Annotated in this window: 12 protein-coding genes and 3 pseudogenes; 6 read left to right on the top strand and 9 right to left on the bottom strand. The window is 63.4% G+C overall.

Annotation, left to right across the window (positions count from 1 at the left end; translation table 11 throughout):
• The first annotated feature begins 66 nt into the window (after positions 1 to 66).
• Entirely contained in the window at positions 67 to 2,277 is a 2,211-nt protein-coding gene (gene glgB / locus F468_RS0113105) for a 1,4-alpha-glucan branching protein GlgB (RefSeq protein ID WP_018995353.1), read from the top strand.
• Positions 2,278 to 2,558: 281 nt separating this feature from the next.
• On the opposite strand, the gene F468_RS0113100 is transcribed toward glgB, so the two are convergent.
• Positions 2,559 to 2,990 (bottom strand): restriction endonuclease, encoded by a 432-nt coding sequence (locus F468_RS0113100; protein WP_018139588.1) that lies wholly within the window; start codon positions 2,988 to 2,990, stop codon positions 2,559 to 2,561.
• A 278-nt stretch (positions 2,991 to 3,268) separates the two neighbouring features.
• Here F468_RS0113100 and F468_RS0113095 point away from each other — a divergent pair, with 278 nt between their 5' ends.
• Together F468_RS0113095 and nadS are read left to right on the top strand one after the other, a co-directional pair.
• Positions 3,269 to 3,607: a type II toxin-antitoxin system RelE/ParE family toxin gene (locus F468_RS0113095; RefSeq protein WP_018139587.1), complete on the top strand. Its 339-nt coding sequence runs from the start codon at positions 3,269 to 3,271 to the stop codon at positions 3,605 to 3,607.
• Positions 3,604 to 3,888, top strand: coding sequence for a NadS family protein (gene nadS / locus F468_RS0113090; protein WP_018139586.1), 285 nt, complete (start codon positions 3,604 to 3,606; stop codon positions 3,886 to 3,888). Before F468_RS0113095 ends, nadS begins: the two co-directional genes overlap by 4 nt.
• 108 nt (positions 3,889 to 3,996) lie before the next feature.
• Here nadS and F468_RS0113085 read toward each other — a convergent pair whose 3' ends face one another.
• Together F468_RS0113085 and F468_RS0113080 are read right to left on the bottom strand one after the other, a co-directional pair.
• Positions 3,997 to 4,950 (bottom strand): SDR family oxidoreductase, encoded by a 954-nt coding sequence (locus F468_RS0113085; protein WP_081616998.1) that lies wholly within the window; start codon positions 4,948 to 4,950, stop codon positions 3,997 to 3,999.
• Complete coding sequence (locus tag F468_RS0113080) at positions 4,947 to 6,104, bottom strand: glycosyltransferase family 4 protein (RefSeq protein WP_018995350.1); 1,158 nt, start codon at positions 6,102 to 6,104, stop codon at positions 4,947 to 4,949. Before F468_RS0113080 ends, F468_RS0113085 begins: the two co-directional genes overlap by 4 nt.
• Positions 6,105 to 6,196: 92 nt before the next feature.
• Here F468_RS0113080 and F468_RS14750 point away from each other — a divergent pair.
• The 3 genes and pseudogenes from F468_RS14750 to F468_RS14705 form a co-directional block, all read left to right on the top strand.
• Positions 6,197 to 6,691, top strand: a pseudogene (locus F468_RS14750) (DUF2235 domain-containing protein); the annotation flags it as partial.
• A 122-nt stretch (positions 6,692 to 6,813) separates the two neighbouring features.
• Positions 6,814 to 6,927: pseudogene (locus tag F468_RS14745) on the top strand (phospholipase effector Tle1 domain-containing protein); the annotation flags it as partial.
• A 48-nt stretch (positions 6,928 to 6,975) separates the two neighbouring features.
• Positions 6,976 to 7,218 (top strand): hypothetical protein, encoded by a 243-nt coding sequence (locus tag F468_RS14705; RefSeq protein ID WP_018995349.1) that lies wholly within the window; start codon positions 6,976 to 6,978, stop codon positions 7,216 to 7,218.
• A 45-nt stretch (positions 7,219 to 7,263) separates the two neighbouring features.
• On the opposite strand, the gene F468_RS13870 is transcribed toward F468_RS14705, so the two are convergent.
• The 6 genes and pseudogenes from F468_RS13870 to F468_RS0113045 all read right to left on the bottom strand — a co-directional run.
• Entirely contained in the window at positions 7,264 to 7,788 is a 525-nt protein-coding gene (locus tag F468_RS13870; protein WP_018995348.1) for an AlpA family transcriptional regulator, read from the bottom strand.
• A gap of 423 nt (positions 7,789 to 8,211) precedes the next feature.
• Positions 8,212 to 8,904 (bottom strand): annotated as a pseudogene (locus F468_RS13865) (transposase).
• 130 nt (positions 8,905 to 9,034) lie between these two features.
• Positions 9,035 to 10,108, bottom strand: a complete 1,074-nt coding sequence (locus tag F468_RS0113060) for a glycosyltransferase family 4 protein (protein WP_018995345.1) — start codon at positions 10,106 to 10,108, stop codon at positions 9,035 to 9,037.
• A complete protein-coding gene (locus tag F468_RS14440; RefSeq protein WP_018995344.1) occupies positions 10,105 to 11,049 on the bottom strand; it encodes a glycosyltransferase family 2 protein in 945 nt (314 codons plus the stop codon). The genes F468_RS0113060 and F468_RS14440 overlap by 4 nt, the downstream gene beginning before the upstream one ends.
• 3 nt (positions 11,050 to 11,052) lie before the next feature.
• On the bottom strand, positions 11,053 to 12,318 hold the full coding sequence (locus F468_RS0113050) for an O-antigen ligase family protein (protein ID WP_155997851.1): 1,266 nt from the start codon (positions 12,316 to 12,318) through the stop codon (positions 11,053 to 11,055).
• 191 nt (positions 12,319 to 12,509) lie between these two features.
• On the bottom strand, positions 12,510 to 12,661 hold a 152-nt coding region (locus F468_RS0113045; protein WP_018994999.1), incomplete at its 5' end, for an integrase core domain-containing protein.

Raw genomic sequence — 12,661 nt, 5'->3', positions numbered from 1 at the left:
ACCCATCCTTGCCATTAAACCTCTCCGGGGCTGTGACCCCGATCAAACACCGAGCGTGATTCGAGTATGACAACAGCCTCCAGCAAATGCATCACACCCGTTGCCGAAACCCTCGCGCGTTTGCCGGAGGCGCGCCTCCATGATCCACACAGCGTCCTGGGCCTTCATGCGCTGGATCAAGAGACTGCCTGCTACCGTGCCTGGCTGCCGCACGCCAGCGAGGCCTCGATCACACTTTCGGGCGGATCCGACGAACCGCTCACGCCCAGTACCAAAATCCCGGGTCTCTTCACCTGGCAGGGCAAGCTGAATGCCCTCCCCGCGCACCCCGAACTCCGCTGGAAGCCCGAGGGTGGCACGCAGACATTACAAACCGTTGACCCGTGGAGCTTCTCTCCGGACATCCCCGAGTTCGACCGCCACCTGTTCGCCGAAGGCCGGCACTGGCACGCCCACCGCATGCTCGGCGCCCACCCGGAGACCCGCGACGGGATCGACGGCGTGCGCTTCGCCGTATGGGCCCCGAACGCCGAGCGCACCTCCGTCGTCGGCGACTTCAACCGCTGGGATGGCCGTTGCCACCCGATGACCGTGCACCCGGGCAGCGGCATCTGGGAACTGTTCATCCCGGGGCTGGACCGCGACACCCTGTACAAATTCGAGATCCGCAACCGCGACCACGGCACCATCCACGTCCGCACCGACCCCTACGCCCGCGCCTACCAGCTGCGCCCGGAGACGGCCGCGCGCATCCAGCCGCAGAGCGACTACACCTGGGGCGATGACGACTGGCTGCAAAACCGCGACCCCGAGGGCTGGAAGCACCGCCCGATGAGCATCTACGAAGTGCATCTCGGCTCCTGGCAGCGCAGCCCCGAGGGCCAGTGGCCCAACTACCGCGAGCTGGCGGAGCGCCTCGTGCCCTATGCCCGCGACATGGGTTTCACCCATCTCGAGCTGCTGCCGATCACCGAACACCCGTTCGACGGCTCGTGGGGCTACCAGAGCACCGGCTTCTTCGCCCCCACCTCGCGCTTCGGCGACCCGGACGATTTCCGCTACTTCGTCGACCAGGCCCACCAGGCCGGGCTCGGCGTGCTGCTCGACTGGGTACCCGGCCACTTCCCGCGCGACGAATTCGCCCTCGCCCGCTTCGACGGCACCGCACTGTACGAACACGAAGACCCGCGCATCGGCGAGCACCGCGGCTGGGGCACGCTGATCTTCAACTATTCCCGCCCCGAGGTGCGCAACTTCCTGCTCTCCAGCGCGCTGTGCTGGGTCGAGGACTTCCACCTCGACGGCCTGCGCGTCGACGCCGTCGCCTCCATGCTCTATCGCGACTACGACCGCGAACCGCATGACTGGCTGCCCAACATCCACGGCGGCAACGAAAACCTGGAGGCGATCGACTTCCTGCGCCACCTGAACGAGACCGTGCAGACCGCGCACCCCGGCGTGGTGATGATCGCCGAGGAATCCACCGCCTGGCCGGGCGTCAGCCGCCCACCGTCCATGGGCGGACTCGGCTTCACCATGAAATGGAACATGGGCTGGATGCACGACACCCTGACCTACTTCGGCATGGACCCGATCTACCGCCACTACCATCACAACCAGCTCACCTTCGGCCAGATCTACGCCTACAGCGAGAACTTCGTCCTGCCCTTCTCCCACGACGAAGTCGTGCACGGCAAGCGCAGCCTGCGCGGCCGCATGCCCGGCAACGAATGGGAACAGTTCGCCAACCTGCGCCTGCTCTATGCCTGGCAGTGGCTCTACCCCGGCAAGAAGCTCCTGTTCATGGGCCAGGAATTCGGCCAGGGCCCGGAGTGGTCCGAGGACCGCGAACTGGACTGGTACGTCCTGCAATACCCGCTGCACCAGGGCCTGCAGCAGCTCGTGCGCGACCTTAACCAGGTCTACCGCGACCACGCCGCCCTGCACGGCCGCGAATTCGAACCCGACGGCTTCTCCTGGCTGGACTGCGACGACGCCTCGCACTCCACCCTCAGCTTCCTGCGCCGCGACATCCACGGCCAGGAACGCATCGTCGTGCTCAACCTCACCCCCATCGAACGCGGTGCGCACCCGGTCCCCGCGCCGCACCCCGGCCCCTGGCGCGTCGTCCTCAACACCGACGCCCAGGCCTACGGCGGCGACTCCCGCGGCCCCGCCCACGCCCACGCCGAACCCATCGAGCGCAACGGCCACCCCGCCACGCTCTACCTCCACCTGCCCCCCCTCACCGCGCTCCTCCTGGAGCCTGCCAGCTGACGGCGCACTACTACCGGACAGGCCCCGATCGGCCAGAGGGCTGGCCTCCTACACCAACCACAACCCGTCTGTAGGAGCGCAGCCCCCTGCGCGATGCGGCATTAGACATAACCCCCATCAGCCAGAAGGCCACCCATCCACATGCCAACACCCGCCCCTGTAGGAGCCGAGCCCCCTCGGCGATACCCACGCCCGAATACCGCACCAAACCCGCCCAACAAAAAAGGGCCCATCCCAACAGGAAAGGCCCTCTTCACACTCGACCAAGAAAACACAAACCGCTAACCACGCCCCTCAACCAGCGCCTGCGTCTCGCCATCCAGCGCACCCCAGTGGCTGCGCAGCCGCTCCGCCAAATCCGCCGGCTCCAGCAAGATCACCGGCATCGCCAGCTCCGCCGCCTGCTCACGCGCCTCCGGCGCAAACCCGGCCAGGCTCACATACATCCCGCGATCGCTACCCTCGCGTCCCGAGACAAAGGCCTCCAGCTCCGGCGGCTCCACCTCGCTATCACGATCACGCGCCACGCCCACAATCAAGCGCGGCGCATCGTCGCCACCGCGCGCCGGGGCCACCACATACTCCTGCCACACATCGCGACCATCCGCCGGCGCATCCACCAGCACATACCCCATCCCTCGCAACAAGCCTTCAACCACACGCCCAATACTCGCGGTCCCCAACCCCGCCAAACGCTCGGCCCACTCGTCCATCACAACCCCTCCAATTCACAATCCCCCGCACGCTAATCCAAACCCCATCACAAAACCACCCACCCCTGTAGGAGGCCAGCCCTCTGGCCGATGGGGCATTGAACTGGCGTGGGTGATCGGCCAGAGGGCTGGCCTCCTACACCGAATACCCGTTGTAGAGGCGGGGCCCGCACGCGATCACCCCCACCAGCCCCACCCCAACCCGATCGAACTCGACACACACCCCAACAGGTGTACACTGTACCCCAAGGACCGCAGACATAAGGACATGTCTTCACGTGCCCGATACCATTGAATTTATTGAAACGCCAACATTCACCCGGCAATTTCAGGCAATCGCCAGCGATGATGAGCTGAAGGAACTACAGCGCATCCTGATCGCCCAACCCGACAAAGGCGACCTGATCCAGGGAACGGGAGGATTACGCAAGATTCGCATTGGGCTGGGGCGGCAAGGAAAGCGTAGCGGCGGCCGTGTCATCTACTTTCTCGCGAACACAGAGACGATCTACCTGATCCTAGCCTACCCCAAGAATGTGAAAGACGACCTCACCGCCACCGAGAAGGCTGCGCTCAAGAAACTCACCGCCCAACTAAAAGAGGAAGTTCTCGAATGAACATCTACGACGAGCTCCAGACATCACTGCAAGAAGCGGTCGACATCAAACAGGGCAGGAAAGCAGCCAGCCGTATCACCCGACACGAAGTGGCGGACGTGAAGGCCATTCGCGCCCAATTGCACGTTTCGCAAGCCGAGCTCGCCAAGGCCATGGGAACCAGCGTCGACACCATCAAGAGCTGGGAAGCCAAACGACGAAACCCCACCGGTCTGGCCGCCAAGGTCCTGGCCACCATCCGCGACAACCCCAGCTTCTTCAACGAACTCGCCGCCCATTAACCCCAACACCACAACACCAATGCCCCCCGTGTAGGAGGCCAGCCCCCTGGCCGATTGGATGTTGGACAGGCCCAATCAGCCAGAGGGCTGGCCTCCCACACCAAACGCTCACCCCCGCAACGGCGCCACTGCCCGCCGCAACCCCTCATCCACACTCACCGGCGGCTCCCACCCCAGCGTCTCCCGCGTATGCGAAATATCCACCTGCAACGAATCCAGCAACCGCCGCGCCATCTCGCCGCGCCCCACTGCACGCGCTGAGGCACGCAACAGCGCCGGCGGGAACGGCACCAGCCGCGCCCGCCGATCCATCGCCGCCGCCACCCGGCGCAGAAGACCGGTGGTGGAAAGGTCCTCCCCATCCCCGGCGAGAAACACCCGGTTCGCCGCCGCCGGGTGCTCCAGGCACGTCACCAGCAGATCCACCAGGTTATCCAGCCCCACCAGCGAACGCCGATTGTCCACCGCCCCCAGCGGCAGCGGCACACCGCGCGCCATCCACTGCATCATCCGTGCGAAATTCCCGCCAACACCCGGCCCGTACACCAGCGGCGGCCGCACCACCACAATCTCCATCCCCGTCTCACGGCCCAGTGCGAACAACCCCGCTTCCGCCTCCGCCTTGGAAACGCCATACGGATCCACCGGCGCCGGCGCATCCGCCGCGGAAAACGCACTGCCGGGCGCGGTCTGCTCCCCATTCACCTTGATTGAGCTGACGAAAACAAACCGCCGCACACCCGCCTGCGCCGCTTGCCGCGCCAGCGCCAGCGTTCCCTCCACATTGGCGCGTCGATACTCCGCCAGCGGATCGGCCGCGTCGTCTTCCATCACATGCACGCGGGCCGCCGCATGCACCACGGCCTCCACGCCCTGCAGCACGCCGCTCCAGTCCGCTTCCGGACCAAGCGACGACGTTACCGCCAACTCCGCGCCCTCCGGCGCCGAGACACTGCGCCGACACCCCGCGACCGGAACCAAGCGGCCCTCAGCCGCCAGCCTTTGCACCACGGCGCCGCCCACGAAGCCCGTCGCTCCTGTTACCAGAACCCGCTGGGTCATCCGCCATGGCCTCCATGCAAACGCCTGTAAATCTCCAGGTGGGCACCCACCACCTTCTCGATCGCGAACTCCCGCTCTGCCAGCGCCCGCCCGGCGCGCCCCATGGCCTGCCGCCATTGCGGGTCTTCCACAAGCGCTTGCAGCGCATCGGCCAGCGCCTGCGCATCACGCACCGGCACCAGCACCCCGGTCTCGCCGTCCTCGATGGCATCGCGGCAGCCGGGATGGTCCGTAGTCACGATCGGCCGCCCACACGCCGCCGCCTCGATCAGCGTCTTCGGCAATCCCTCGCCATAATACGAAGGCAAGGTCACCACATGCGCCTGCGCATAAATCTCCGGCACGTCCGGGCGGTGCCCCAGCACCTCGACCACACCTTCCGCCGCCCACGCCTCCACCTGTTCCGGAGTAATGGAGGAGGGGTTGCCAGGGTCCGGGTCTCCGATCAGCCAGAACCGCGCCACCACGCCGCGTTCGCGCAGCAACCGCGCCGCGGTCACGAACTCCTCCACACCCTTTTGCTTCAACAAGCGCGCCGCAAACGCCACGATCGGAACGCCCGGTACCTCCTCCCGGCAGGGCATATCCGCGAGGTCCACACCGGAGCCCCGGATCATCAACGCCTTCTCGTCCCGCAGCCCTCCGGAGCGGATCAACGCGGCCTGATCATCGGTGTTCTGCAGGATCACCGCCTGGTTCGGGTGCCCGAGCGCCAGGCGGTACATCGCCTGAACAGCGCGCCGCATCATCCCGGCACGCTGACCATCGGATGTAAACACCGTACCCAGGCCGGAAATCGCAGACACCACCGCCGGCACCCGCGCCAGCCGCGCCATCATCCCGCCATACAGCACCGGCTTGATCGTCACCAGATGCACCAGGTCCGGCCGCAGGCGCCGGAACAGCCGATACAACGCCCACAACGAGTGCGCCTCGGCGAACGGATTGGCACCGCGTCGCGACATCGGCACCGGCACGGCCTTCAGGCCCAGCTCACCGAGCATCGGCGGCGGCTCGCCCGGCGCCGCCACGTATACATCAAACCCCGCATCCCGGGCACCCAGGCCGACGGCCAGCCGATGCGACACAAAGAAGCCGAAGTCGTTGACCAGGAACAACAGTTTCAGCCGCACTCCCTTGCCTTCCCGTGTCATTTTCCTCTCTCGGAACATTTCCCAGGCGCCCGCTCGTCCGCAAGCGCACCCTAAACTACAATCGCCCCGGACGGCACAACCCGGAGGGTTCCATGGAACGGAACATCGTCTTCTGCTGCGACGGCACCGCCAACCAGAAAGGCAAGGTCAACACCAACGTCGTCCACCTGCTGCGCCGGATACCGACTCATGGTCCCAATCCGCGCGAGCCACACAGCGCCGAATCGCCCCGCCGCCAGCACCAGCAGATCCTCGCCTACGAACCCGGCGTGGGCACCTTCTCCCCGCTCGGCTTCGGCCGCGAGAACGTCATCGGCACCACCCTGGGCAAGTTGTTCGGCCACGGCCTCACCGCCAACATCGAGAACGGCTACCGCTTCCTGATGCAGCAGGTCCGGGAAGGAGATCGGGTGTACCTGCTCAGCTTCTCGCGCGGCGCGTACGCCGTTCGCGCGCTGTCGGGCATGCTGCGCAAATGCGGCCTGCTGTACCCCGGCCGCGAGGACCGCATCGCCGAGGCCTCGCGCCTTTACACCGGGCGCGATAACGAGGATGCAGCCGCCCGCTTTCGCAAACAGCACGCCCGGCCCCGCTCGGTGCACTTCATCGGCGCCTGGGACACCGTCGGCTCACTCGGGTATCTCTACCGCAACCGCCCCTTCTTTGAAACCCGACTCAGCCCCGAAAAGTCACCCACGCCCGCCACGCCCTGGCCATCGACGAACGACGCCCCAAGTTCGAGGCCCTGCTGTGGGATGAAAGCCGCGCCGAACCCAGACAGACCCACAAGCAGCTATGGTTCCCCGGCGCCCACGCCGACGTTGGCGGCGGCCACGAACAGCGCCAGCTCGCCGAAATCGCCCTGCAATGGATGCTGGAAGAAGCCGCCGAGGCCGGCCTGATCGTCGAAGAAACCCATGTACCCGCCATCACCCCCGACCCCGCCGGCCCCATCCACGAACCCTGGAACACCTGGGCCGGCCGCACCCTGCGCCTGCTGCACCTCGGCGACCGCCCGCGCGACGTGTCGCCCGACTCCCTGCACGCCTCCGTCAATGCCCGCCACCAGGCCCTCGGCTACCGTCCCGAGCTCTTCCCGCACACCCCGTCGTAGGACGTAACTCGGCCCTCTCGAATCGGGATGATGGCCCCCATTGACCTACGCGTGCTCACGGGACCCGATCGTGGGTGGAATCTGACCCTCCAGCCGAGCCGCTTCGCGGGCAACATTCACATGCATGGCCTCGCGCGCGACCTCCTGCAATGCCGGGTCCAACGATCGCCCCTCCCGGGCGAACCACTCCAGCACATCCGCCAGATGCCAGAGCGCCGACCGGCCCTCGTGCAAAGGCAACGGGAAGCTGTCCCGGTGGGTCTGCACCAGCTTGCGCATGTTCTGCCGGGAAAAGCCGAACAGATCGGCCACGTCGGACACCCCCACGAGATCCGGCGCCACCTCGACGAGCACCGCTGTGGGGACCGCATTACGTACATCGCGGAGCGCACTCGTCACCGCATCGGACGCCGACGCCGCCTCGCGCGAAAAAGAAAGCGCGAGACGCCCCTCCTGGCCCGTTCCCATCAGTGCATCATCGCACCCGCCCTCGAACAGCCAGGCTTCCAGCAAAGAACGATTCCAATCGGACGGAATAGCGAATTTCAGCGTAAATTCGTAATGGCTCATGATGTTTCCTCATCCCCGACAGCCCCGGTACAACCGTCTACCACACGGACAATCTGCCGAGCATGAGCGGACGGACTTCGCGGCGTACCCCACACGCTTACGATGCAGAACTCACCACAGCGACAATCGTTGTCGTTCCACGGACAATACATGCGTGCCCAGGCATGCCCGCTCGCCTGATTGACCCGCCACCCACGAGCCTCGGCATAAGCCAGCGCGGCTTCCACATCCTTGTTGGGGTGTTTCCTCCGTTCCATGGGTGTCCTTACACGCTAGGCCCGGCGCCCTTAGTTGTCAACTGACAACCAATGCCCGGCCGAAGAACCTGTAGGAGCGGCCTCGGCCGCGAACCGCACCAGGCCCCAACTACCGGGTGGCCCCAAATGGGCGCAAGAATTTAAGAATGGGGACAGATTTATTTCCTTACGTTCGCCGCGACGGTGGGCGGCCGGGCCGGCGGCGTTCCATGCGGCAGCCGATGATATGCTCCACCTCGTCCACGAATCGCTGGTTGCCCGTTAGCTGGCCACGCTGTAGCGCCTCGCGCATCAGCATCAGCTCCTGGTGCGGGACGCCCTGCTCCACGAAGCGAACATAATGCTCACGCCATTCCGTTTGATTGTCCGCCAGGTCGAGATACACGGGGTCGAGATCGATCCAGCACTCCGTCTCGCCCATGCGCAGGCGGTAGCTGGACCAAGGGTACTCCCCGGCGGCCGCCACCACACGGGCCCGCACCGGGTTCAGCTCGATGTAGCGAGTGCAGGCCAGCAGATACGTCGCCGTCTGCACCGGGCTGGACTTATCGCGCCCCTCCCACAAGGTACCGGATCGCCCCTCCAGTCGGTTGAGATACCGCGTGGCACGCGCCGCCGGAGCCTTCATCAGCCGCCCCATCGCCGCGACCTCTTGGCCCGGCCCCAGCAACAGGTGCACATGGTTGGTCATCAGGCAGTACGCCTACACTCGAAGGTCCAGCGCACTACTCAGCTCGCGCAGATCCTCCAAGTACCGCTCGTAAACCTCGCCTCCGGCCAATATCACTTGCCGGTTGTGCCCGCGCTGTGCCACTTGGTGCGGCATATGCGGCAACACCACTCGCGCCATCCTTGGCATACCATCCCTCCCGAATCATCTCGCCCGCTCCCAGTGGCGAAAACAAATCTGCCCTCGTTTTCATCGTCACCGCTGCGCCCGCATCGCGGCACCTGAGTTTTCCCACTGTTTCCAGATTTTTCCACCTCTTCTAGTGTTTCTTCCCACCATCTGCCACCGCGCGCACGGCCTCAATCACCCGCGGGGCCTGAGCCGCCCTGCTATACCATGTGTCCACCTTCCGCCGTCCATGCACGCCCATGGCCGCGCGTTGCTCACCATCCCCGACTAGCGCCCTCAGAGCCTCCGCCCAGTGATCCTCACCGGATGCCAGAAAGCCGTTACGCCCGTCTTCTACGATCTCCTTGTTCACGCCAACGGGCGACGCAACGACCGGGAGGCCGCAAGCCATGTACTGGATCAGCTTGTAGCCGCACTTGCCGCGCTCCCATGGCGAGTCTTCGAGCGGCATGATCCCAATATCGAATTGCTGGATTGACGACACCTCCGTCTCTTCCGCCCAAGGCCAAACTTCCACCGGGGTGTCGGCGAAATCGGTTGCGCGCGCACCCACTGCCACGAAACGTACGCCCAGCTCTTGGTGCAGCTCGGCGAACATTGGCAGCAGCGTTTCCAGGTAATAGCTCGTCTTGGGGGTCCCGATCCACCCAACCACTAGCGGTCCTTCGACGCGCTCTGCGACTGGACGATAGCGCTCGGTATCCACCACCGTAGGAATGATTTCGATCGAGCGAGCCCCGGCAGCGCGTGCCCGATCCGCGAGGTACTCATTTCCGGCGATCACCAGCGCTGCATGGCGCATCACCGCATCGATCTTCCGCCCCAGCACAGCGCGCACCACCGCACGTCTGTTCAGGTCGTACCGGTGAAACAGGGCGTCGTCGTAGTCCACCACGTAGGGCACGCCGAGCCCGGACAACACCCGCTCGAACCACGCCGGCAGGAACGGAAACAGCTCCTTCTCGATAATCAGCACATCGAACTTGCGCGCTCGTAGCAGCGCATAGAGGCGCCCCACGTACCCCACCACCGTTTCCCTGAATCGGCCGGTCCCGCCGTAGAGCGCTTCCAGATAGGCGTTCGAGAAGAGCGGGCTGATCTCTACCGTCCATCCACGTTCCTGGAAGTCTCCAAGGTATTGCAGATACCGCACACGGGAGCTAGCGCCCAGGTCCCCATAGCGCGAAAGCAGCAGCACCCTCATGGCACGAAGCGCCCTTCTCCGCGAACGATCCGGCCCATGCCTCGCCACAACATCCTATACGCCGACCAGGTATGCCGAACACCCGCCATATCACCCCGGCCAAGACACCACAGCGTGCGAATTATCGGCTCGATCACCCCGGTGACTCCCACCAGCACCCAGGCCTGCACTCGGGGGAAGTGTTTGAACCCGTATAGCAGCCTGCTTCTCAACGAGTAGAACAGGCGATGCGCTTTAACCTGACTGGATGTACCGCCGCCGGCATGAAACGCCTGCGCGCCGGCCAGAAAGACGCTCCGCCACCCGGCTTCGCAGGCCCGATATGAAAGGTCAACCTCTTCGAAATACACAAAAAACCGCTCGTCAAACCCCCCGAGCGTTTCAAAGAGATCGCGCCGCATCAGGAAAAACGCCCCCATCACCTGATCGACTGGCCGCGTATCTCCATGGTCCCACTCGGCCATCTTCATTCCAGCGGCCCGAAACGCTGGTAACTTCTCCACGCCCAACGCCCCCAACACCAGACGAGTAAGAGTCGGGAACCTCGAACAGCTACACGACACACCGCCCGGTTCATCCAGCAACTGTATGCCGCAGATCCCCACATCGGCATTCTCGGGCCGCTCCATAAACTCGAGAGGAACCCCCAGCGACTCCCTATCCACCCTTGTGTCCGGATTCAAAAACAGTATATACGACGAGTCGCCCTTTCCTGCACCAAGGTTGCACGCCGCACCAAACCCAAGATTTTCACCAGCTCGAACCACCTTTACGCCGGACATGCCCGCAACATCGTCCGCGGATCCATCCGTCGATCCATTATCCACCACCACCACCTGCCCGAGAATACCAGCGCCATTTTCCATGACCGAAGCGATGCATTCCCCCAACTGCGATCCCGCATTCCAATTGACCACGACAATATCTACCTTAGAAACCAAAGCCTACTCCGCCTCCCTCGCATCAAGCTTTCGAACCATTAAAATACCGAGACCGACAATTACATAGATCCAGACACGAAGCACCGATCCTTCCCAAGACGCCTGTGACAGGTTTATAAACATCAGCAAAAGAACCGACGTCGCCACTCCGATCTTCATCACGCGCCCATCCTCAGTTAATGTCTTGATCCTGAAAACCAACCACGGTAGTAGCCACATGGCCAGACTCAAAACCATACCACCCGCAAAGCCAAACCAGAGAATGTTTTGCAGGTACGCATTGTGCACAGACCTCAGGCCTACGTCCGACACCGCACCCAGACTCACGCCCGAGCCAATCCCGAATGGATAACCTTGCAACCCTACTTGCAGCGCCGCCCCAAACGCTGCGAAGCGGGCGTCGACGTTAGCCGCAGACAACCGCCCTTCGAAGTGCTGCAACGCCTCGGGGCTTAACCATAAAAACGCTACCGACAGACCGACCACTCCGAACACCCCACCGAAGAGCCCCCTGGAGAGGGTCCCCCTTCGATACAAACGGTAAAGACCCAGAACCCCAAACACTAGCAACATCGCAAGGATAACCCCACGCGACCCCGTTGCGACGACGGCGGCCACCAGCACAATCACCGTCGCAGATGCAGTTAAGGGCCAGACACCTACCCGTTTGCCCGCGTAGACCAATGGTATAAGCATAACCAAGACGGTCGCAAAACTATTTGATAAACCTAAGAATGGGTGACTCAACCTGGCATAATAGGAATGCAAAAACCCCGTTCCATCAAGGCCTTGATACGCAAAGGTGCGCTCCGGCGCCAAGGGGCTCCCAGGAACGTAGGACACGACAGCCGTTAAGACTAGCAGCCACGCGAGGACAATAGTCAATTTAACCAGTCGCACAATAGACCACTGAGAAAAAACGGAAAGAGCGACCAGATATGCGGCCACCGCAGCACCATAGATAACAATAGACTTCAGTGTCTCGGATACATCTAAAGTCCAGGCAAGCGAGAATAGGGAAAATACAAATGGCAGCATTAGAATAAGAAATACTCGCTGATCTCCAACCGAGACGCGGCCCCTCAATATGGACGCCAGAAAGACCCAAGCCGACAGACCCAACAGAACCGGGGTGAGAACCGAGAGCGTCGAGAAAAACGCCCAGCCGTGTTCCAGCCTTGCGGGAAACAACAATACCAAAATAAAAAACGCGGCAAGCAAGCCACACCGCCTATCTACAGAACCCACTGCGTTACTCAATAAAGCCATCTTTGGTCACCTAAAGCACTAACGCCCTGATCGCCGCCGAAATCCGCGCGACGAGGTGAATCGATTCGCAGCGCTATGACCGCGAACTAGACAACGATAACGCAAGGCGAGCCGAAGGGATCAGTTGAGATCCCCTTGCCCGCGACATGCTATTGCTTAATGGATGAGACTAGCCTGTCCACTTCCCCGGATTAGGTCCAAGCATAACTAGAGGTTTCCGGGTGGTGTAGCTGCCGGTATTCGACCGGCGTGAGATCCCCCAGCGACTCGTGGGGGATGGTTTCGTTGTAGTCCTGCAGCCACTGCTCGGTGTGTTCCCGGACTTCGGTCAGCGTTCGGAAGA

This window comes from Thioalkalivibrio sp. ALJ2 (assembly GCF_000378325.1).
Lineage (GTDB): Bacteria > Pseudomonadota > Gammaproteobacteria > Ectothiorhodospirales > Ectothiorhodospiraceae > Thioalkalivibrio.
This window is presented reverse-complemented; position numbering and strand designations above follow the sequence as displayed.